Origin of the sequence: Bradyrhizobium oropedii (assembly GCF_020889685.1) — a bacterium.
GTDB classification, from domain to species: domain Bacteria; phylum Pseudomonadota; class Alphaproteobacteria; order Rhizobiales; family Xanthobacteraceae; genus Bradyrhizobium; species Bradyrhizobium oropedii.
Genome location: NZ_JACMYO010000066.1, coordinates 19668 through 40559, shown reverse-complemented (window position 1 = coordinate 40559; position 20892 = coordinate 19668). Strand labels below are relative to the sequence as shown.

Annotated in this window: 17 protein-coding genes and 1 pseudogene; 6 read left to right on the top strand and 12 right to left on the bottom strand. The window is 64.3% G+C overall.

Annotated elements, in window-relative coordinates:
- Positions 1-149 precede the first annotated feature (149 nt).
- From H8A95_RS19845 to H8A95_RS19795, 11 genes are all read right to left on the bottom strand, one after another.
- Positions 150-743, bottom strand: a complete 594-nt coding sequence (locus H8A95_RS19845; protein ID WP_229184616.1) for a coiled-coil domain-containing protein — start codon at positions 741-743, stop codon at positions 150-152.
- A gap of 2 nt (positions 744-745) precedes the next feature.
- A complete protein-coding gene (locus tag H8A95_RS19840) occupies positions 746-2641 on the bottom strand; it encodes a putative porin (protein ID WP_229184615.1) in 1896 nt (631 codons plus the stop codon).
- 60 nt (positions 2642-2701) lie between these two features.
- Positions 2702-3514, bottom strand: a complete 813-nt coding sequence (locus H8A95_RS19835) for a TonB C-terminal domain-containing protein (protein WP_229184614.1) — start codon at positions 3512-3514, stop codon at positions 2702-2704.
- Positions 3511-4038, bottom strand: a complete 528-nt coding sequence (locus tag H8A95_RS19830) for a hypothetical protein (RefSeq protein WP_229184613.1) — start codon at positions 4036-4038, stop codon at positions 3511-3513. Before H8A95_RS19830 ends, H8A95_RS19835 begins: the two co-directional genes overlap by 4 nt.
- Positions 4039-4058: 20 nt before the next feature.
- Positions 4059-4463 carry an ExbD/TolR family protein gene (locus H8A95_RS19825; RefSeq protein WP_092122695.1) on the bottom strand — a complete coding sequence of 135 codons (405 nt, stop codon included), beginning with the start codon at positions 4461-4463 and terminating at the stop codon, positions 4059-4061.
- A 5-nt stretch (positions 4464-4468) separates the two neighbouring features.
- On the bottom strand, positions 4469-6511 hold the full coding sequence (locus H8A95_RS19820) for a DUF2341 domain-containing protein (protein WP_420839428.1): 2043 nt from the start codon (positions 6509-6511) through the stop codon (positions 4469-4471).
- Positions 6511-8172, bottom strand: a complete 1662-nt coding sequence (locus H8A95_RS19815; protein WP_229184611.1) for a ShlB/FhaC/HecB family hemolysin secretion/activation protein — start codon at positions 8170-8172, stop codon at positions 6511-6513. The genes H8A95_RS19820 and H8A95_RS19815 overlap by 1 nt, the downstream gene beginning before the upstream one ends.
- A 382-nt stretch (positions 8173-8554) precedes the next feature.
- Positions 8555-9538 carry a FecR family protein gene (locus tag H8A95_RS19810; protein ID WP_229184610.1) on the bottom strand — a complete coding sequence of 328 codons (984 nt, stop codon included), beginning with the start codon at positions 9536-9538 and terminating at the stop codon, positions 8555-8557.
- A gap of 462 nt (positions 9539-10000) precedes the next feature.
- A complete protein-coding gene (locus tag H8A95_RS19805) occupies positions 10001-10624 on the bottom strand; it encodes an RNA polymerase sigma factor (RefSeq protein ID WP_229184609.1) in 624 nt (207 codons plus the stop codon).
- Positions 10625-10729: 105 nt separating this feature from the next.
- The gene (locus H8A95_RS19800) at positions 10730-11458 is read right to left on the bottom strand and encodes an energy transducer TonB family protein (protein ID WP_229184608.1); all 729 of its coding nucleotides are present in this window, start codon (positions 11456-11458) and stop codon (positions 10730-10732) included.
- On the bottom strand, positions 11455-12225 hold the full coding sequence (locus H8A95_RS19795) for an STN domain-containing protein (RefSeq protein WP_229184607.1): 771 nt from the start codon (positions 12223-12225) through the stop codon (positions 11455-11457). The genes H8A95_RS19800 and H8A95_RS19795 overlap by 4 nt, the downstream gene beginning before the upstream one ends.
- 419 nt (positions 12226-12644) lie before the next feature.
- Here H8A95_RS19795 and H8A95_RS19790 point away from each other — a divergent pair, with 419 nt between their 5' ends.
- The 6 genes and pseudogenes from H8A95_RS19790 to H8A95_RS19765 all read left to right on the top strand — a co-directional run bounded on the left by H8A95_RS19790 (position 12645) and on the right by H8A95_RS19765 (position 20188).
- The gene (locus tag H8A95_RS19790; RefSeq protein WP_229184617.1) at positions 12645-13352 is read left to right on the top strand and encodes a TetR/AcrR family transcriptional regulator; all 708 of its coding nucleotides are present in this window, start codon (positions 12645-12647) and stop codon (positions 13350-13352) included.
- Positions 13353-13371: 19 nt separating this feature from the next.
- Complete coding sequence (locus H8A95_RS19785) at positions 13372-14343, top strand: ABC transporter permease (RefSeq protein ID WP_229184606.1); 972 nt, start codon at positions 13372-13374, stop codon at positions 14341-14343.
- Positions 14344-14383: 40 nt separating this feature from the next.
- A pseudogene (locus H8A95_RS19780) lies at positions 14384-15399 on the top strand (sugar ABC transporter substrate-binding protein).
- Between the two features lie 78 nt (positions 15400-15477).
- Positions 15478-17601 carry an ABC transporter permease gene (locus tag H8A95_RS19775; protein WP_229184604.1) on the top strand — a complete coding sequence of 708 codons (2124 nt, stop codon included), beginning with the start codon at positions 15478-15480 and terminating at the stop codon, positions 17599-17601.
- Complete coding sequence (locus H8A95_RS19770; RefSeq protein ID WP_229184603.1) at positions 17598-18695, top strand: SMP-30/gluconolactonase/LRE family protein; 1098 nt, start codon at positions 17598-17600, stop codon at positions 18693-18695. The genes H8A95_RS19775 and H8A95_RS19770 overlap by 4 nt, the downstream gene beginning before the upstream one ends.
- Positions 18692-20188, top strand: a complete 1497-nt coding sequence (locus H8A95_RS19765) for a sugar ABC transporter ATP-binding protein (protein ID WP_229184602.1) — start codon at positions 18692-18694, stop codon at positions 20186-20188. The genes H8A95_RS19770 and H8A95_RS19765 overlap by 4 nt, the downstream gene beginning before the upstream one ends.
- Positions 20189-20261: 73 nt before the next feature.
- On the opposite strand, the gene H8A95_RS19760 is transcribed toward H8A95_RS19765, so the two are convergent.
- Positions 20262-20639: a hypothetical protein gene (locus H8A95_RS19760; protein ID WP_229184601.1), complete on the bottom strand. Its 378-nt coding sequence runs from the start codon at positions 20637-20639 to the stop codon at positions 20262-20264.
- Between the last annotated feature and the right edge of the window lie 253 nt (positions 20640-20892).

Here is a 20892-nt window from a genome sequence, read left to right as displayed (position 1 = left end):
CTTCCTGACGGGAGCCTGCACCGTCCGCGGCGCGGGAGCCTGGGCTTGCGCTTGCGCCGACGCATCGATCGGCGCAACGAAAGCCGCCAAGGCGGCGGTCATTCCGGCGGCGAGGCCGATCGACCGGAGCTTCACGATAGTGGCGGTCGTCATGGGTTCACCTTCTGATCGAGGAACTTGTCGGTGCTTTCCTGCAGCTGATTCTGGATCTCGACCCGCCGCTGCTGAATCATCGGCTCGCGCGAGACCACGATCTCGCCGATCGTGAGGTCCTTGTAACGCTGCACCATCTCCTTGCCGGCCTTGACCAGCAGGGTGTTCTTGGCGAGGCAGCTCTTGGTGCTGGCCTTGTAGGCGGTCGCCTCACCTTCGAACTTGGCCCGCTCGGCGTCCTTGCTGCGGGCAACGGTCGCCGCCTCCTCATAGGCGGACTTCCACTTCTCCAGCGTCTCATCGCGTTCGGCGAGCCGTTGATTGAACTCGTCGACGGCTTCGCGATGTTCCTTGTCGGCTTTCTTCAGCTGGGCCTTGAGGTCGTCGACCTCCTTCTTGGCCGTCGCCTTCTCGCGATCGGCGTCGGCGACTTTTGCCTGCAACGCCGTGCGCTGGTCTTCCAGCGCGCGGGTCTGCGCGGTGGCGGTGCGCAGGGCGTCACGCAGACGATCGGTCTCGGACTGGGCGAATGCGGTGCCGGAGCTCAATGCTCCGATCACCATCATCAAGACAAAGAGTGCGATGCGCATGGTCAGAACTTCGCGTTGAGGTCGACTTGCAGGACGTCGACGGCATAGGGGTTGCCGGCGATGCTGTTGGCGCTCATCCAACGCAAGGTCGCCCAGACATTGTCGCCGAGACCGATATTGCCGCCGACGAAATAGCCCTTGAGGTTGGTGCCGCCGAGACCGAAGTCGGAATCTGCGAAGGCATCGATGGTGGCATCCGACTCCAGGTATTTGTAGCCGGCGTGGACGTTCCAATCCCAGAGATGCTTGATCTCCCTGTCGCCGACAGTGACGCGACCGAGCCAACCCTGGTTGCCGCCGTTGAACGGACCGGGCGTGTTGCCGCCGTCCTGGCTTGCCGCACGGTTGTTCATCAGAACGCCGTAAGTCGCCGCAGCCGCATTCATCAGAGAACGACTGAACGCGGTGTTGTTGACGTACTCGCCGTCGAGCACGATGTGGGTCGGATGGAAATGTCCGAGATCGAGCTGTCCGCTGACGACCACCGGGCGATACTGGCTGACCAGTCCGAAATACTGGTACTGAAAGTTCTGGCCGCCGTTGTTGCCGATCCCGGGGGCATCGGCGATGATGTTACGCAGCGGGAAGTAGGTGTTTCCCTTCTGCGCGAAGGACGGCCGGGTTATGTCGGTATTGCAGACGTCGACTGACGACTCGACGATGCAGGGAGCGGAGCGCTGGCCCTGCACATTGTCGAAGTCGTAGTAGGCGACGCCGAAGCGGAACGCATATTCCGGGCTGAAGCGGGCATTGAAGCCGACCTGGCCTCCGAACATCCACTTGTCGTGGCTCGCGAATTTGGTCGGCGCCCCGGTGACCGGGTCTCCCAGATTGATTCCGGCGTTGAAATCGGTGTTGTAGATCGGGAATGCGCCGGCCACCGCGAACGGCGTGAAGCCTTCCCATACCTCGTGCTTGGCCTGAACTGCGACGCCATCGAAGCCGAGCTCCTTGTACCAGACGAGATCGGTCGGCGACCAGAACGGGTTGTCGAAACGGCCAGCGGACAGGCTCAGATCGCCGTTCCAACCCTGCCAGTTGATGTAACCGCGATCCAGCCAGAGCGAGTATTTCGAGAAGTTGCCCCCGCTTGCACCAAACGTCTGGTTGGTCGACACCGGTGAGCTGTTTTCGCCGGTCGCGATGCGCAAGCCGGCCGTGAACCCGTAGAGCAGGTCCGCTTCCATGCCGAGCCGGCCGCGGAGCCGGAACTGGTTGCGGTCTTGCGTGGCATCATAAGTCGGCCCGAAATAAGGGTTCGAGGCCAGCGAAACGTCATACGGCGAGCCGGTGTTGATGGCGTTGAAGTTGGCGGCGCCGGCCTGGTCGTTGCCAGTCGGAAAATAGTTGCCCTGATAGCGCACGCGCGCATCGCCGTAGAAGCGGATGCGTTGCGCCCACTCCGGGTAAGTTCCGGGCGACGCCCAGTTCTCTTTCTGCGCCTTGGCCATCACCTCCTGCTTAATCTCTTCCCGTAACTGTCTTTTGACGACTTCGGGAACGTAGGTGACGTGCCTGGTGCCGGGCGGCTGCGCCGCCGCCGCGGCAGCGGTTGCGGCCTTGGTGGCGTCGTCGGCCTTGGACGTGGCGTCCTTGGCGGCCTGGCGGGAGACATAGGCCTCGTCCTCGGCCTGCTTGATCAGCGCCTGGGCCTGGTCTTCCTTGAGCACGCCCTGCTGCACCAGCAGATTGACGAGATTGACGGTGGCATTCGACGATGTCGGCTTGGTGCTCGACACCTTCGGCTTCTTGGCATCGGTCCGCTTCGCCGCGGCGGGCGCCTGGTCGGCGGCCTGATCCGCAGTCTGGCCCACGGCCGGCGTTGCGCAGGCGAGCGCGCTCAGCGACACCGCAAGCGGCAACGCGCGCCATTCTGCGTGAGCTCGTTTCTTAAACATCAGTCCCCCAGTTCTCACTCGCACATTTCAGTTCAAAGGTTGGTCGTTTGGTTGGTATCGTCAGCTCGGCCGTCGCGCAGTCACGCGCGTGACCACCGGCATCGGCATGTCCTTGGGTGGTGGTTCGCGCAGCGTGAGGCTGCCGATCACCTCGTTGCGCAGCGCCGCGTCGATCTCCGGATTGCCCGACGACGGCGTCAGGACCACGCGGGTGACGTGACCGGAGCCATCGACCCACAGCCGCACCTGGATCTGCGTGGCCATGTTGCGCGTCTTCGGATTGGCGCGGATCGCCGCCTCGACCTGCGAGGTGATGATCGTGGTGTACCAACCCCAGCGGCTGCCACCGCCGCCGCCTCCGCCATACGGGTTGCCACCAGGCTTGCCGCCGAGATTGAACAGATCGCCGGGTCCCGTCGGCTTGGCATCAAGCGACAGCGGGCCGGGCGGCTCGTCGTTCTTGGCGTCCTTGGCGGGCTCGTCCTTCGGCTTGTCGACCGGCTTCTCTTCCTCGAACTCGGGCTCCGCCATCTTGGGCTGCTCGATCATCTTCTGCTCGGGCTGCGGCTGTGGCGGCGGAGGTGGAGGCGGCGGCGGCAGCGTCACATTGACGATGGTGAGATCGCGCACCTGACGCGGCGGCGGCAGGTCGTCGTGGCCGAGAAAGAAATAGACGATGCCGCCAAGGAACACTGCGACCAACGCCACCACCGAGCCGTAACGCAGCAGCGCATTGCGCTCGCCCTTCCCGGCCGCCGGCTTGCGGGCAGGTGCCGGCGTGGCGGTGGCGGGAGCCCCGGCAACATCGTGATCTTCAGCGGACGGCGTGGCACGCGCGGCCTGCGCGCTCTGGTCCCGCATCGGCGCGTTCATGGCGCGGCCTCCGTCGAGGCGCGCTCGGCGAGCCTCTCATTGACGTATTGCGTGACGAAGCTGGCGAGTGCGTCGAAATCCGTGGTCTTCAGGATGACCTTGGTGTCGGGGCCGGCTTCGATCGCGGCCTGAAACGTCCCGATCTCGCTGAGATAATCCACATAGGCTGCCGCATCGATCGAGAGCCGGGCCCACGGGCTTCGCGAGATCGTCAGCCGCAGCGGGTTTTCTGCGAGCTCCCGGCCCGCGACATGGCGCCGGAGCACGTCGGCGAGCTTGACCAGCAGTGCCTCGCCATGGATGGGAAACGGCAGGACCTCGCCGGCCGCTTGTTCGTGCAACGTCGGGCCGGACGGCCCGGAGCCGGCCGGACTCGATACCGTCTCCACCGGCACAGGACGGCCGCGGTCTTCGGCATCGCAGCCGGGATCGCAGCCGGGATCGAATGATCGCATCACGTCGCTCAGCCACGACCGCAGCGTCCGGCGCTCGGCAAGTGGAAAGGGTGTTGGCTGCGTGAACATGGCGGCGCTTCCCGGCTGGCTCACTTCACGAGCGGCTTGGTGGCGAGCCCGACCTGGCTCAGGCCGATGCGGCTGAGCAGGTCGAACACGTCCATCACGCTCTGGTACTGCGCCTGCGCATCGCCGCGCAGCACCACGGGAAATTCCGGCGTCAGGGCCTTTTGCTGGATCAGCCGCTGCTCGAGCTCGGCCAACGTCACCGGGATGGTGTCGAGGAATATCTTGCCGTCATTGGCGACCGTGATCGCCTTGGTGGTCTGGGTCGCAAGGCTCGGCGCGGCCGAGGCCTTCGGCAGATTGACCTTCTGTCCCTGCACAGTCGCCGTCGTCATGATGATGAAGATCACCAGCAGCACGTAGGCGAGGTCCAACATCGGCGTGATGTTGATGTCGTCATAGGGTTTGGAATCGGCCTGGATCTGCATCGCCGTTACTCCGCGGCGATGCGATGTTCGATCGGGTCCGGCCGGTCGGCGGAATAGAATTCCGCCATCTTGGTCACGAACTCGTCGACGAAGACCTGAATGTCGTTGGTCAGGTCCTTGATCCGCGAGATCAGGTAATTGTAGCCGAACAGCGCCGGGATCGCGACGCCGAGACCGGCGACGGTTGCCACCAGTGCCGCGGCGATGCCGGGCGCGATCGCATTGACGTTGACGTCGCCGCTGGCCGCGATCGCCGCGAAGGTGATCATGACGCCGACCACGGTGCCGAGCAGGCCGAGGAACGGTCCGCCCGAGATCGCGATCGTGAGCACCACCATCAAGCGATTGAGCCGCTGCATCTCCTTGACGACGCCGCTATCGAGCGCCGCGCGGATCGCCGCGATCGAGACCGCCGACAGCACCGGCGCACGCTGCGAATTGTTGGCCCCGAAGCGGTGGCGGATTTCCGCGGCGCCGATGTGATAGATGCGATAGAGCGACGACGAGCGCATCATCTTGGCGTCGGCTTCGGTGAGGCGTCCGCCCAGCGTCGAGATGTCGTCGGCATCGCCGCGATCCAGCATGGTGAGATCGGCGGCGATCTCGCGGAAGCCCTTCATGAACTGGGCGTTCGCCTTGGCCTGCTTGCTCAGATACGAGGCTCTGTCGAACATCACCACCCAGCTGATCGCAGCCATGATCAGGAGAATGCCGATCACCACCCAGCCGTCGAGCGTCACCGACTTCAGGATCACCGCGAAGTAGCCGGACAGCCAGCTTGCGGTCTCCTCGTCGACGCTGAAGGCCATCAGCTTGGCCTGGTCGGGACCCTGCCCGATCGCCATCACCTTGATCAGTCCGGCCGGGCGCGCGACCTTGCTGATCTGCAATTCGTCGATGTCGCCGACGAAGCCGGCCATGGCGGCGACAGGCGCAGGTGCCGGCGTTGCCGCCGGTTCCGGCGTCGCCGCGGGCGCGGCTCCACCGTCCGCAGCCGACGCATCAGGGGGCACTGATGGTGTTGCTGCGGACGGGGCCGTCGCAGGCGCGATCGGAGAAGCGCTGGAGGTCGACGAGTCCCCTCCGATCAGGCCAACAGTATTGAGAGCCGGCAGGCTCGCGCTGAGCGCGGCGTAGGATACGCCGTCGAGATAGAGCGTGACCTGACCGTTTGCCGCAACGACGGCGACATGATGCCAGCTGCTGGCCGCCACCGGTGCTCCGGCGGTCGAGCGCTGCACGGAGCCCGCATTGGTGACTTCGACAAACGGGCTGCCGTTGTCGACACCGATCACCAGCCCGTTGGCGCCGTCACGCCGGCTGAACAGCGCAGCATTTGGCTGCAGCGCAGCCGGCTTGATCCAGGCCGACCAGGTCAGCGCCGCGCCATCCGCCCAAGTAAGCGACGGCGAGGCCGGCACGGTCACCGGCGCACGGCCGTCGAGCCGCAAGCCGGTCCCGATCAGCGAGCCGTCCGCCGGCTGGCCGACGCTCTGGGCGTTGTTGGCCCATACCGAGGAATCGATCGCCGGCGTGCCGCGCTCGTTGAAGTGATAGACCGTCAGGGTATCCGGATCGTAGGTGCCCTTGGGATCGCTGGTGGCGAGCGCTTTCTTGTTGCCGTAATAGAGCCAGATGTCGGTCCGCGCGCCCGGCGGAAGGTTCGGCACCGCAACCCAGACGAGGCCTTCGCCGAGCAGGGAATCGAACTTCTCGATGTGATGCTTCAGCGGCGTCTTGTCGTCGCCCGCGACGAACCGCAGATCGCTGCCGTCGTCCTTTGCCGAGCTGAAGCGGAAATTCCCGACATGCAGGCGGACCAGCATGGGCGTCGTTCCGATCGGGTCGGTGACGTTGGCGCCGGACGCGCTGGCATCGATCGTGATCTTCTTGCGCAGCGACCATTCGTCGTTCCACCACGCGTTCGCCGGTGCGAGCGACCCCACCAGGACGACGAGCCCGAACAATAGTGCCGTCGCTGCGTTCGCAATGCCTCGCCGCAGCGCCGGTCGGCGCGTGCGTCGCTCGAGAGTAAGACCCATCCCCATCAGAATTCACCCCAAATTCGGAAGTTCACGCGCGGACTGTTTGCGTGCGTGTATTGTTGAGCAACCCCAGGCACGGATAGCGCGACCGTGCCGTTGAAATATTCGAACGTCTTGAACCGGGTGCCGACGCCGTAGCTCCATGCGACGAATGACGACTGCTGATCGACCAGCGGCTGCTGGATCGACGCGTAGCCGGCGTCAAAGAACGTGAAGAAGCGCCAGTCGTTGAAGGTGACGAAGCGCGGCTTGCCGTCGCCGGTTTCGCTCTTGAGCTCGCCTTGCAGCATGCCGCCGACATTGGGGGTGCGCAGCTCGAAATTGGCGACTGCGCCGTTGTCGCCGAGCACCTCGGATTCGAGGTAGCCGCGAACGGTATCGAGACCGCCGAGGCTGAACTGCTCGCTCGAGACCAGCGGCCCGTCGGCAATCTGCCCCTGCACCTTGCCGTAGAGCTGGAAGCCCTCGGGCAACTCCTGGGTATGCGAGACGTCGAGGTTGAGGTGGGTGAAGCTCGGCGAAGCTTTGAAACGCTTCGCGTCGAACTGGTCCCACGGGCTGCTCAGCGTCCGGATATTATAGGTGACGCCGGCATTGAACTGCGTCGTGAACTTCTCTTGCTGGAACGTCGCGCCATAGGTCGCGACGACGGGATAATAAGTGACCGGTGACGAGAAGCCGTCGGTGCCGAGCTTCACGGTCTGGTCGAAATGCTTGTAGTCCACGCCGACCGACAGCGTGTGGAACAGGCCCTCGCGGGTCGGCAGCGTGATCACAGCGCGCTCGCCGATGATCATGCCGGGGCCGACTACGTTGGTGCCGCCGATGGTCGCGACATTGCTGTTCGACTTGACGCTGTAGAACAGCAGGTTGAGCCAGTCGGCGTTCGGGATCCGCGCCATATAGGAGCCGGAGAACACCTCGGCATCGCTCGGCCGTTCCGGCGCAACCTGGTAGGTGAAGCTCAGCGAATGCCCGAGCTGCCACAGATTGTCGTAGTGCACGGTGGCGGAGACGCGGCTCGCGGTGGTGGACGGCGATTGCCGGTTGTTCACTTCGAGGCTGGCGTGGAGCGGCGCCTTGTCCTCGACATTGAGATCGACGTCGACGGTGCCTGGCGCCACGCCGGCGCGCAGGGCCGGCGTCACACGGCGATCGGGCCACTGGTTGAGCGACACGATGTCCTTGGTGACATCGGTGAAATTGGGAACACTGCCCTCCTTCAGCGACGGCGCACTGTCCTTGATCCGGTCGAGATCGAAATAGCGCGAGTTCTTGACCCGCAGCCGCCCGACCTTCAGCTCGCTCACCTTGAGCGTGACCACACCGCCCGTGACGTTCTGCTGCGGGACTGCGACGCTGACGGTCTGAAAGCCTTTGTCGTGGTACGCCTTCTCCAGCGCGGCGCGCGCCTTCTCGACGTCCTCGGAGGTCTTGTTCGGACCGAGGAAGGGATAGATCGCCTCCTCGATCTCGACCTGCGGCAACTTCTCGGCGCCTTGCACCGCGAAGTCGTCGATGTCGAAGCGCTGCAGCGGCGCCGACGGCTTCTGCGCCGGCGCATTCGCCTCGGCCGGCTGCTTGCCTGCTGCGGGCGCTGCGGCCGCAGCAGCAGTATCTTTCGCTGCTTCCTTCGCCGCGCGCGCCGGCACAATGGCTACCACGGAGCCAACCACGGAGAGTGCCGCAGCCGACACGCGCAACCCGATCCGGCGTCGCGAACGATGCCCAATTAACCAATGATCTCTTCGACTACGCACAGACGTCCCACTTTACTTCGCGCAGACGCGCGCCATCGCGACAGGAAGACCGCGATGACGGCGCCTTACTCAGAAGACGTCTGGGCGAGTGCAAACCCGCAAAAGAATCTGCGGCATCGCGGAATAAATTTTTGATTTGTTAGGAAGTCGAGCGACGCGGCGCCGATTCGTTCGAATGGAGCCTCTTTCGTTCCGATTGAATCGGAACGAAGCTGGATCTCCGGATCTTTGTTTGACGCGTTTTCTTCACACGAACTGATTATCCGCTTCGCGAAGACGCTCCGGGTCAGCTCATCAGCACCACGCCGCCCGGCAGCGATGTGATCCGCGCGCCGAACAGTTGCTCGACCTGGGCGACGAAATTGTCGAGCTTGTCGACCTGAAATGTGCCGTTGACGAGCCGGAGCTTCAGTTCCGCGTTGGTGATGATGATCTTTCCGGCGCGGTACCGGTTCACTTCGTCCACCACACTCGCCAGCGGCCGGTCTCGGAAGATCAACAATCCGGTCTGCCAGGCAGCGACCTGCTTGGCATCGACCGGAAGCGAGGCCTGCAATCCGGCGCGCGAATAGGTGACCTGTTCGGCCTTGCGAAGCTGCACGGAGCGGCCGTCCTGTTCGACGGTGACGATGCCGTCGAGGCACGTCACCGAAACGACGCCGTCGATGCACCGCGCGTTGAAATCAGCCTGCAGCGCACTGATGCGACCGTCGCGCGCCAGCATCACCAGCGGCGTCGGCGACGACCTTCGGGCGACCACGGAGGCCTCGCCCGAGATCAATTCGACCCGGGTTTCGTTCGGCGTCGGCCGCAGCGCAAGGCTGGTCTGGGTGTTCAATTCAACCGAAATATCGGGCGCCAGCATCACCTTGCGCTGTTCGCCCTTTCCGGTCCGGTAATCGGCCGAGAGTTCGTCGATCGACGGCCACATCTCGAGTGGTGGACGGATCATCATATAGCCGGCCGCGGCGGCGATCGCGCCGCCGAGCACGATGCGGCGTGTCAAAGCGCGAGACGGCCGGGGCGGCAATGCTACGACGGAAGCCGCGGCAGCCTTTTCCTCGGCAAGTTCCTTTGCCGCGGCGCTGGCGGTGCGGAGCAGGCTTGCAGCCGTCCTGAACGCCTCTTCGTGGTCGGGGCTTTGCGCGCGCCAACGCTGCAACGCGTCGACATCGGCGCGCGTCGGTGACCCGGCTTTCAGCCGGACAACCCAGTCAAGCGCCTCATCCAACAACGGATCGGGCCCGGATGTGCGGGTCGGCTCGGTCACGACGGATTGCTCATCACCCTGCCCGCCAAACCTCAACCTCCTGATCGCGTCGAGCACATAGCGAAGGTCGCTATATAGACGATTCCGACGGCAGCAGGGCACCGCAATCGGCCGTTGCGCACAACGCAAGCAGAAACATCCAGCAATTGCGGCTTGCGCCGCATCGCGCGCCGGAAGGCAGCGCGGCGATCGCATGCCGGGTCAATTGCACCTGAACCTGTCTTCAAGCGGCTCAACACTTCCAGCGAACCTTTCCCAGGCACCCCAACGGTCCTTATGAGATCGCTCTCTATTCGATAGACGACTGAAAGCCCGCTATCCCGCAGAACAGAGGTTGAAATTGGTGCAGTCTGTTACCCTTGATTTAAGGTCAAGCGCCTGCAGCTGCTGGAAATTGTCGTCCGCAATGAATTTCGATGGCCCGCCGCATGACGGCCGACGTCGCGGCCGCGGCGAGTTCGATCACGAACGGGGACGAGGACCGCCGAGACGTCGGATCAAAGTATAGTCGAGGCAATCAGCACAATGGCTCAGGGCCAACTTCAAATCGCTTTCCACCGTTCGCACGCTGACGCCGAGCCGGGTCGCCACATCCTGCGGCGAACGTCCCTCGATCGTAATGCTGTAAAGTACGTCGCGCGGCCGCTCCGGCAATCCGGCCAACGCCCGCTTGAAAGCGTCAATATCGGAACGCGCCTCGACGATTCTCGCCGGGCTCGGTCCATCATCGCTCACGTCGAGCAGTGCATCGATCTCGGTGGCGCTGACGCGGAGATTCTGCGCCTTCTGACGATCCCTCGCGATATTGATCGCGATACGAAATATGTAGTCGGCAGGGCTGCGGATCGGCACGGCGTCAGTGACCCGCTCCAGCCGCAGGAACGTCTCGTGCAGGGCTTCGTAAGCGAAGTCCGACGATCCCAGACGGCGGGTCAGTTTCTTGACGAGGCCGTCATAATTATCTGCCAGCTGGCCCCGCAGCCGCACTCGATTGATTTCAGCCACGTTCCGCGGCCTCCCAGACACCAGCCCGATATCCAGATTGAATTGTTCTTGAAGCTGGCCAATCTCGTAACGGCCGCCCACAACACATTTATGACGGTAACAAGTCGACACCGAACGACACGCAGGCTGATGCGTCGGGTCACATCCAAAGAGTGAACTGGCGCTCGGCGAAGGCGGCGCGTCGGATCAGGCCGGGTCGAATACCAGCGTGATCTGGATGTTGAGACGGTCGGGCAGAGCCGACGGGATCGATGGCAGCGGCTGCGCGCGCCGGATCGCATCGACGGCCGCCTTGTCGAGCACGGCCTCTCCGGAGCTGGTCTTGACCCAGACCTCGAGCAGGGTGCCGTCCCGCTGCATGGAAAACAGCGTCTCGACCGCCCCGTGCAGCCGGCCGAGCCGCCCCGCGTTCGGGTAGCGCTGGTAGCGCGCAACATGACGAAGCAGCGTCTGCTGAAACTTCGCTGCGGCACTGCTGGGCGGCGCATCGGCCGCCGATGGTGTCGAACGCAGAGCCGGCACCGCCGGTTCCGCCGGCATCGGCTCGCGCGCCGGGGCCACGGTCAGATTGTCGAGGGACGGATCGGAGCTCTCCGGCGACACGTCGGTCCGGCTGGCGAGGGTCGCGGTTTGCGGCTGCGACAGCGGCGCAACCGGAATGGGCGCGGGCGACGGGCTCGGCAGCAGGCGAACCTGTACGATCGAGCTCTGCTCCCGGCTTGCCGGTCCAGCCGGCGGCTGCAGCCGGATCCAATAGATGCCTCCGACGAACAGCAGCGTCGCGATGGCCGGCACCAGGAGCAGGCGCAGGACCTCACCCGAGGTCCAGGCGCCGGGATCCTCGGGATGAAACAGCAGGCTCATCGGGCTGACGCCGCGCCCGCCATCAAGTCCACTGGTGTCGTTGCCACTCATTGAAACGATTTCACCCGGATCGCGATCCGCACCGGCTGCGACGCATTCGTGGGCGTCGTTCGGCTCACGGTCAGTCCTTGCAGCGCTGCGGTCACCGCCGCATCGCGGTGCTGATCGCCGGTCGACCGCAACAGCTGGGTTCGCTGAATCGTGCGTAAGGGATCGATCCACAGATCGACGACGAGCTGATAGCTGCCGCCGCGGGACCCGATATTCTTCTGCAGCGCCTTTTGAATGTCGAGCTGCAGGCTCTCGCTGTAGTCGCGCAGCGCGCCGACGTCGTTGCCGTCATTGGTCGCACGCACCTGCAGCGTGCCCAGCGACAGATCCGCGGTCAGAAGCGGGCTCGCCGGCGGCCGGTCGGCGCGCGCGCTGCGCGAAGCCAGCGTGATGGCGTCCGGGCGAATGTACTGGACCTTCAGATCGGTTCCCTTCAGAAGCAGGTTCAATGCCTCCTCAGGCGTGAGGGTTCCTTCGACCGGCGCCGACTTCCGGCCGGTTGCAGAATTGCTTTCGTAAAGCACCTGAACGCCGGTGCGTTCGCCATAAGCCTGTAGCGCGCCGGCAAGCTGCTGTGCGGGAATGTTGAACTCGATCGACGTGGATGCGGCAACGGTCTCGCGCTGCTGCGCGGCAACCGCGCAGATGCTGCCGATCAACAGCGCCGCGCAAATCCCGAGCAGATACCGCGACCTTGCGGAGGCTCCCAGAGCGTCAACGCCGACCGCAGCACCGCCGCACGCGCCATATGATCCAACTGCCGTCATAACCTTGCTTCGGCCCAAAGTGACCGTGGGTGAAATTCGGCCAGCATGTCTGTGCGGGTTTGCCTTCCGGCCAGCGAACCTGCGTTCTTTATATCTGGAATGTGACGGCCGTCTAACTGGCCTGTCAATCGACCAGAGTGCCGGGAATTTGTGCTGACCTTTCAGCGTAAAAAGTTCCCGACGCCGGCCCGGGAAGCTCCGAGCGCAAGGCCGGCAGCCGAAGTGAGCCAAAAAACGAGCGAGCGCTCTCTCAGAAAAATTGATCATCCCCCTTTTCCGAACGCCGCTTCGTGCGCTAGGAATTGATCAAGGGCGACAAGCCCAGCCCGGACCGGCAACAAAACGAAACGGCCCGGGGACATAGCCAGGGAGGCAACGTGGGTCTCGCGCGTCAGCGGCCGGGGACGAATGCGTTCGCGATGGACGTGCTTTGCACGCGTATCCTCGAACGTCACAGGGATTCCATCCGGGTCCAGAAAACGCATCTCGCCGTTCCGAACCTCACGCGCATCATCGGCGCGACGCTCACGCTTTCCAACAAGCACGGCTTTCATGCCACCACGCTGCGCCAGCTCGCGGAGGCCTCGGGCCTCAGCATGGGCGGTCTCTATACTTACTTCGACAGCAAACCGACGCTGCTGGCGATGATCCTCGGCGAGGTCGCCGAGACGGCGGCGGAGGTCCTCACTGCGCCGCCCGCCAGCGTGAAGCAGGATGCGCGCGAGCATCTGCACTGGATCATCGCAACCCATGTCCGCATGAGCGAGGCGATGCAGCCCTGGTTCGTGTTCTCCTTCATGGAAGCGAAGTCGTTTCCGCCCGCGGAGCGCCAGCGCGCCATCGAGATGGAGGTGATGACCGAGAAGATCATCGCCGACGTCCTCAAGCAGGGTGTCGCCAGCGGGGTGTTCGCGATCGATCAGGTCACGCTGACGGCCTCGCTGATCAAGCCGCTGCTGCAGGATTGGTACGTCAAACGCGCCAAGTACCGCAGACGCGGCACCTCGATCGAGACCTACATCAACGCCGTCGGCGCCTTCGTCGACGCCGCGGTCGCGGGCAGGACGCGGCCCAGAACCGTCGTGGCCGGCTCCCGCGCGAGATCCAGACAGACGGCGCACCCATAAGGGCGGGAAGGACGAGGCAATGAAGCGATTGCGATTCAATCAACAGGAGATCGTCTTCGCCGTATTTGCTTTGCTGTTCCTGGCGTTCTCGATTTTCCTGCACGGCTTCCTGACGCCGGAGAACATGCTGACGCTGCTGCAGAACGTCGCCGTGCTCGGCATCCTCGGGCTTGCCATGGCGATCGTCGTGATCGGGCGCGGCATCGATATCTCGCTGATCGCAGCGCTGGCAGTCCCTCCCGGGCTCGTGCTGCAAATGGTGCAGAACGGCCACTCGCTGCCCGCCTCGCTGCTGACCGCCGTGCTGCTCACGATCGCCTTCGGCCTGGTCAATGGCTGGCTGATTGCCTACGCCGAGGTGCCTTCGCTGTTTGCGACGCTGGCGACCGGCCTGCTGCTCGCCGGGCTCGGGCAGGCCGCATTGTTTCAGCTCGACGTCGTGCAGTGGAGCGACGGCATGAAGGGCTTCGAGCGACTCGGACAGGGCACCATCCTCGGCATCCCGACCTCGATCGTGATGTTTGCGATCGCCTGCGTGGTGGTCGCCTTCCTGCTGCGCCAGACACGCTGGGGCGCCTATATCTACGCGATCGGCGACAATCCCCACGCGGCCCGCGTCACCGGCATCCCCTCGCGCCCGATCATCGTGTTGCAATATGTCGTCGCGGCGCTGATCGGCTGCTTCGCGGGCCTGGTGATGGCGGCCTCCGTCAACTCGATGCCGACCCGCATCTTCAATTCGACCCTGATCTACGACGTCATTCTCGTCGTCGTGCTCGGCGGCATCGGCCTGTCGGGCGGCCGCGGCGGCGTGCTCAACGTCGTCATCGGCACGCTGCTGATCGGCACTATGCTGAACGGCATGACCATCATGGACATCTCCTACGCCGGACAAAACCTCGTCAAGGGTGTCGTCCTGCTGCTCGCCGTCATCACGGATTCATTCCTGAATCCGCGCAACGAAGAAACGGCACAGCAGGGCGACATCTGAACCAGACCACAACAAGATCAACACGACCAAGGAGGAAGCAATGAAGTACGCTGTCAGGACTGCCAAGGTGATCGCCGCCGCATTCGGACTTGCAGCCATCGCCGCCCCGGCTCTGGCCCAGCAGGGCCTCGACGAGCCGTTCCAGAAGCCGTTCAAGGAGGCCCTCGCCGGCAAGACGGTGGCCTACGTTCCGGTGGCCATGAATTTCGACCTCACCGAAGGCTGGTACGCCGGCCTGAAGAAGGAGCTCGAGCCTCTCGGCGTGAAGTTCGAGATCCGCGATCCCAACTGGAACACCAATGCCGGCGCGCAGGCGGTGACCTCGCTGATCTCCGAGAAACCGGCCGTGATGGTGATCCACAATCCGGACGTGCAGACCTACGCCAAGCTGCTGCAACGCGCCGAGAACGAAGGCATCTACGTCATCCAGATCAACATGGGATCGGCCTATCGCTCTTCGGCCTTTGTCGGCGCCAACTGGATCGAGATCGGCGAGAAGGACACTGAAGCGGTGGTCAAGGCCTGCCAGGGCAAGTCCAACAAGATCGCCATCGTGCAGGGCGCACTCTCGGCGGCTGCCAGCGCCTACACGCTCAAGGGCGTCGAGAACGTGCTCGCCAAGCATCCCGAGATCAAGGTGGTCTCGAGCCAGGCAGCCGACTGGGATGCCGCGAAAGCCAAGGCGATCACCCAGACGGTGCTGAAGCAGAATCCTGATCTCTGCGGCATCGTCGGCTTCTGGGACGGCATGGACATCGGCACCGCCGCGGCGGTGAAGGAAGCCGGCCTGACCGGCAAGGTGTTCGTCGCGACCTCCGGCGGTGGCGAGCGCAAGGGCGCCTGCGAGCTGGTGAAGTCCGGCGCCTTCGACCTCAACATGAGCTACGACTGCCGACCCAGGCCGCGCAGATGGCCGGCACGATCAAATGGCTGCTGTCGTCCGGCGCCAAGGCCGGCTCGATCAAGGGTTCGGAATACACGACCCTGATTCCGATCACCAAGGAGAACGCGGACAGCCAGACCGCGTGCTGGAATCTCAGCGACCTGAAGAAATAGTCCGGCCATTCCCGCTTGATGTCCCGGGCGATCTGGCCCGGGACGTCGATCTCTCAGAAAATCGAACGCCTTGCTGGAATGCCGATGCGCGACACCTTGACGAGCCTGCGTTACCGCTACTGGCCGGATCATCTCCTCGGCGAGATCCTGTCCAAGCGATGGACCGAGACCGCAATTCCGGTGATCCTGCTCCTGATCGTCGGTTTCGCGCTCAGCCGCTCCATCGACCACTTCCTGTCGCCGGCGAGCCTTGCCGACACCGCGCGGCAGGCCGGCGAGATCGGCTTCATCGGGCTCGGCATGGCCCTGGTGGTCATCGTCGGCGGCATCGATCTGTCGGTCGGATCGATCTTCGCACTGACGGATTTCTGCGCGCTCTATCTGCTCGACGTGCTGAATTGGCCGGTGCCTGCGGTGGTGGTGGCCACCCTCGCCTGCGGCGCACTGCTCGGCGCGGTCAACGGCGTCCTGATCGGATACTTGCGGCTACGTGCCTTCATCACCACGCTGATCACCCTAATCATCTACCGTTCGGCGTTCGATCTGCTGATCCAGCGCTACTCCAATTCGATCGCCGCGGCCTTTCCCGACATCCCCTCGTGGAATTTCATCGGCGGCGGCGACGTGTTCGGCATTCCGAGCGTCGCGCTGGTCTATATCGCGATCGCGATCTTCGGCCATATCTTCATGACGCGACTGCGCCCGGGCTGGCACATCACCGCGATCGGCGGCTCGCGCCGCTCGGCCTACAATTCCGGCATTCCGGTTCGCCGCACCATCGCGCTCTGTTATGTCGCAAGCGGTGTGCTGACCAGCATCGCCGCGCTGTTCTTTGCAGCACGGCTCGGCACCGTCGGCGGCGACATCGGCGTCGGCCTCGAGGTGATCGTGCTGACCGCGACCGTGCTCGGCGGCATCACGCTCGGCGGCGGCAAGGGCTCGGTCGCCAAATCGCTGGTCGGAGTGCTGATCGTGCTCTTGATCACCAACGGCCTGACCACGCTCAATGCGCGCGGTGGCATCAACCGCATGGCGCTCGCAGGCATCCTGCTGATCGCCGCCATGGTCGACATCCGCTGGCAGAAGAACCGCACCCGCATCATCAGCAAGGTCTACGTCGCGCCGACCTATCACGCGCTGCCGCCGCCTCCGGCCACCGAGATCGGCCAGGGCGGCCCGTTCGAGCAGAACGACAAGCTGCGCGACGTCGAATTGATCGGCCTCGGCCGCATCGAGGCGCCGGAGGACGTGATCCTCGATCGCAACAACAATCTCTACGCCGGCTCGCGCCATGGCGATATCATGCGCTTCTTCGCGCCGGACTATCAGCGGATGGAGGTGTTCGCCCATATCGGCGGTCAGCCGCTCGGCATGGCGTTCGACCGGCAGGACAATCTCTATGTCTGCATCGGCGGCATGGGTCTGTACCGCATCACGCCCGACGGCACCGTGGAGAAGGCGACCGACGAGACCAACCGCAGCATGCATTCGGTGAACGACGACAGCCGTCTGCGGCTGGCCGACGACCTCGACATCACCGACGACGGCCTGATCTTCTTCTCGGAAGCCACCGTCCGCTACGAGATGGACGAATGGCCGATCGACGGCCTCGAGGCCCGCGGCAACGGCCGCATCATCTGCTACGACACCAAGACCGGCGCCACCCATACCGCGCTGCGCGGCCTCAAATTCCCCAACGGCATCTGCGTCGCCAGCGACGGCCAGTCGATCCTGTTCGCCGAAACCTTCGGCTGCTCGATCAAGCGGCTGTGGTTCGCGGGGCCGAAGAAGGGCCAGGTCGAAGTGGTGATGGACAATTTGCCGGGCTATCCTGATAACATCAATCTCGCCTCAGACGGCAATTACTGGCTGGCATTGGTCGGCATGCGCAGTCCGTCGCTCGACCTCGCCTGGAAGATGCCCGGCTTCCGCCGCCGCATGGCCAAGCGTGTCCCGGTCGACGAGTGGCTATTCCCGAACATCAACACCGGCTGCGTCGTCAAGTTCAACGAGCAGGGCAAGATCCTCGAATCGTTCTGGGACCTGCGCGGCGAGAACCATCCGATGATCACCTCGATGCGGGAGCATCGCGGCTATCTCTATCTCGGCGGCATCATGAACAACCGGATCGGCCGTTACAAGTTGGAGAACGCCGACCCGAACTTCGTGCAGTATGACAAGCGCTGGGGGAAGCTGTCGTGATCGCGGCCGTCAGGGAATTCGCCAACCGCTTTCTCGGCCGCGGCGAGGCCACCATCACCGTGCCGTCGTTCGACGGCGCGCTGAAGCCCAATCAAAAGCTGGAGTCCGCGACGACCTTGCTGGAATGCGAGGCGCTCGAGGATCTCGCAACCGACGGCCGCAACCTGTATGTCGCGGACGGCCGGCGCCTGCTACGGCTCGACGGCAGTGTCGCGACCGAGTTGCGCAGCTTCGAGCAACCGATTTCGGCGCTGTGTGCACTCGCCGACGGAGGCATCGCCGTTGCGCTCGGTGGCCGCGAGGTACGGCTCTACGCCAATCCCACCTCGGGCGAGCCGAGCGTGAGGTTCAGCGACGCCGCCTTCAATGCGATCAACGCATTGACACCAGCGGGCGACGGCACCCTGATCGCGACCGATGGCTCGGCGACCTGCGGCGTCGACGATTGGGCGCGCGACCTGATGGAGCTCAACCGGAACGGCCGCGTGTTCCGGCTCGACCCCAAGGCGAGGTCGGTAAAGCCGCTGGCCTCAAAACTCGGCTACGCCTTCGGCGCCTGCGCGCGCGGCGACGGGGTGCTGGTCAGCGAGAGCTGGCGGCATCGTCTCGTCCTCGTTGCCGATGGGCGACCGCCGCAGACCGTGCTCGGTCACCTGCCGGTCTATCCGTCGCGGCTGTCGAAGGCTGCAGGAGGCGGCTACTGGCTGACGGCGTTCACCGCGCGCACCCAGCTGGTCGAGTTCGTGCTGCGCGAGCCGGCCTACCGGCGCCGCATGATGGCCGAGATCGATCCGGCCTATTGGGTGGCGCCGCGGCTGCGCTCGGGCTTCTCGTTCAAGGAGCCGATGCAGGGCGCGCACATCAAGACGATGGGCGTCATCAAGCCGTGGGCCCCGCCGCGTTCCTATGGCCTCGTCGTCCGGCTGAGCGAAGACGGCAAGCCGCTGTACTCGCTGCATAGCCGGGTCGACGGCGTCAATCACGGCGTCGTCGCCGCGCTCGAGCTGGGCAGCGACCTTGTGCTGATCGCCAAGGGACCGGGCCGCGTCCTGAAACTGCCCCTCGCCGGGCTTGCCGAGGAGACAGGCTCATGAACGACACCGTGCTGTCCCTGCGCAAGGCCACCAAGCTTTACGCGGGCGTGCCTGCCATCGAGGGCGTCGACTTCGACCTCCGCCGCGGCGAGATCCACGCGCTGGTCGGCGAGAACGGCGCCGGCAAGTCGACACTGACCAAGGTGATGGCCGGCGTCGTGACGTTGACCTCGGGCAGCATGACGGTCGACGGCGCAGACGTCGCGCCGCGCACGCCGCTCGAGGCCCGCAATCTCGGCATCGCCATGGTGTTCCAGGAGAACAGCCTGGTGCCGACCATGACCGTGGCGCAGAATCTGTTTCTCGGACAGGAGAAATTCTACAACCGGCTGCGCGGCATCTACATCGCCGCCCAGCAATTCCTGCAATCGCTGAATTTCGACGTGACGCCGACCGCGACCGTGAGCGGGCTCGGCGCCGCCAAGAAGCAGATGGTGGAGATCGCGCGCGCGGTCCTGCACAAGGCCAAGGTCATCATCTTCGACGAGCCGACCGCGTCGCTGACGCCGGAAGAGAAGAAGTATTTCTTCGATCTGGTTCGCGATCTCAAGAAACGCGGCGTCTCGATCGTCTTCATCTCGCATGCGCTGGAAGAGGCCCTGCTGCTCGCGGACCGGATCACCGTGCTGCGCGACGGCAAGCATGTCGTCACCGACGACGCGGCGAAGTTCGATCGCGCCGCGATCGTGCAGGCGATGGTCGGACGCGACCTCTCCAACACGCTGTATGGCGCGCGGAAGACCAGCGTCCGGCCGGCCGGTGCGCGCGTGCTCACGGTGCAGAACCTCAAGATGGCGCCGATGGTGAAGAACAATTCGCTGTCGGTGTTTGCCGGGCAGATCACCGGCGTGTTCGGCCTGGTCGGCGCGGGCCGCACCGAAACCTTCAAGATCGTATCCGGCGTGTTGAAGCGCGACTTCTTCCACGGCGGCGAAATCCTGCTGCACGACAAGCCGGTGCGCTACCGGGTTCCGGCGCCGGCGGTCAAGGCCGGCATCGCCTATGTCACCGAGGACCGCAAGGTCGAAGGCTTCTTCGAGACTTCCTCGATCGCCCGCAACATCTATCTCGGCCTGCTCTCCAAGTTTCCCGGAGGACGGATGATGCTGTCGCGGCGCGAGACCAACACAATCGGCAAGACCTGGACCCAGCGACTGAAGGTTCGCGCCATCGGCGACGAGGCCAAGGTGGTCGAGCTGTCGGGCGGCAACCAGCAGAAGGTCGTGATCGCCAAATCGCTGGTGCAGGAGCCCGAGCTGATCATCTTCGACGAGCCGACACGCGGCGTCGACGTCGGCGCCATCGTCGAGATCCACGAGCTGATCAACCAGCTTGCCGACGAGGGCAAGGCGGTGGTGGTGATCTCATCCTATCTGCCCGAGATCATGGCCCTCTCCGACCGCATCCTGGTTTCGCGCCAGGGCAAGGTGGTCGAGGAATTCTCCGCGGTCGAAGCCACCGAGGAGAAGATCATGTACGCGGCGATTCACTGACGCCGCAAGAGACATGCGTCGTGGCCTGCCGGCCACGCCATGGGAGCCGCATTCGCTGCGACCCGGTTCGCCGCTACTGCTTTGGACCGACGGTTCCGGTCGCCTTCAATCTCGCCGACCTCACCCAACCCGAGACGTCGTCGCCGCCGCGCGGATTGAGGTACATCACCGACGACCAGCCATCGTTGGTTTGCGCATAGGCGACGAGCTCGTCGTTCGGAATCACGAACACCCCGCTGATCGGACAGTGGAGATTCGGCGCCGAGTAGAACTGCAGCCGCCCGCTGCCCGTCACCACATTGGCAAGCGGTGGCGAGAATATCGGGACGCGATTGGTGCCGGTCTTCGGCTCCTTGCAACTCGACGGCGTCTGCGCGTGCACGGATGCGCCGAGCGCACCGAGCATCACGGCGGTGCAGACCATGCTGGCGAGGACCGATCTGTCCGACATCATTTCGCTCTCCCGGACCGCGTTGATGGCGATCTCCGGGTGTTTGTCGCCGGATATGCCGAGCAGGTTCTACGGATCCGATCGAGATTGCATCCTCAAGCAACCCGCACGCATTCATCCGGTCGCCAGATCGGGAGGCCCGGCGATCATCTTTTATGCCATTGAGATATCGGCATGATTTGCCGGTCGCCGTCCCCGCCCCGTTGGGCCGGCCCGGAACCTGTCGGGAAGCGCAACACGCGATCGGGCCAGG

Coding starts and splice junctions, on each gene's coding strand:
- H8A95_RS19845 (WP_229184616.1), bottom strand. CDS start 743: ATGCGCATCGCACTCTTTGTCTTGATGATGGTGATCGGAGCATTGAGC.
- H8A95_RS19840 (WP_229184615.1), bottom strand. CDS start 2,641: ATGTTTAAGAAACGAGCTCACGCAGAATGGCGCGCGTTGCCGCTTGCG.
- H8A95_RS19835 (WP_229184614.1), bottom strand. CDS start 3,514: ATGAACGCGCCGATGCGGGACCAGAGCGCGCAGGCCGCGCGTGCCACG.
- H8A95_RS19830 (WP_229184613.1), bottom strand. CDS start 4,038: ATGTTCACGCAGCCAACACCCTTTCCACTTGCCGAGCGCCGGACGCTG.
- H8A95_RS19825 (WP_092122695.1), bottom strand. CDS start 4,463: ATGCAGATCCAGGCCGATTCCAAACCCTATGACGACATCAACATCACG.
- H8A95_RS19820 (WP_420839428.1), bottom strand. CDS start 6,511: ATGGGGATGGGTCTTACTCTCGAGCGACGCACGCGCCGACCGGCGCTG.
- H8A95_RS19800 (WP_229184608.1), bottom strand. CDS start 11,458: ATGAGTGGCAACGACACCAGTGGACTTGATGGCGGGCGCGGCGTCAGC.
- H8A95_RS19795 (WP_229184607.1), bottom strand. CDS start 12,225: ATGACGGCAGTTGGATCATATGGCGCGTGCGGCGGTGCTGCGGTCGGC.
- H8A95_RS19790 (WP_229184617.1), top strand. CDS start 12,645: ATGGACGTGCTTTGCACGCGTATCCTCGAACGTCACAGGGATTCCATC.
- H8A95_RS19785 (WP_229184606.1), top strand. CDS start 13,372: ATGAAGCGATTGCGATTCAATCAACAGGAGATCGTCTTCGCCGTATTT.
- H8A95_RS19775 (WP_229184604.1), top strand. CDS start 15,478: ATGCCGATGCGCGACACCTTGACGAGCCTGCGTTACCGCTACTGGCCG.
- H8A95_RS19765 (WP_229184602.1), top strand. CDS start 18,692: ATGAACGACACCGTGCTGTCCCTGCGCAAGGCCACCAAGCTTTACGCG.
- H8A95_RS19760 (WP_229184601.1), bottom strand. CDS start 20,639: ATGTCGGACAGATCGGTCCTCGCCAGCATGGTCTGCACCGCCGTGATG.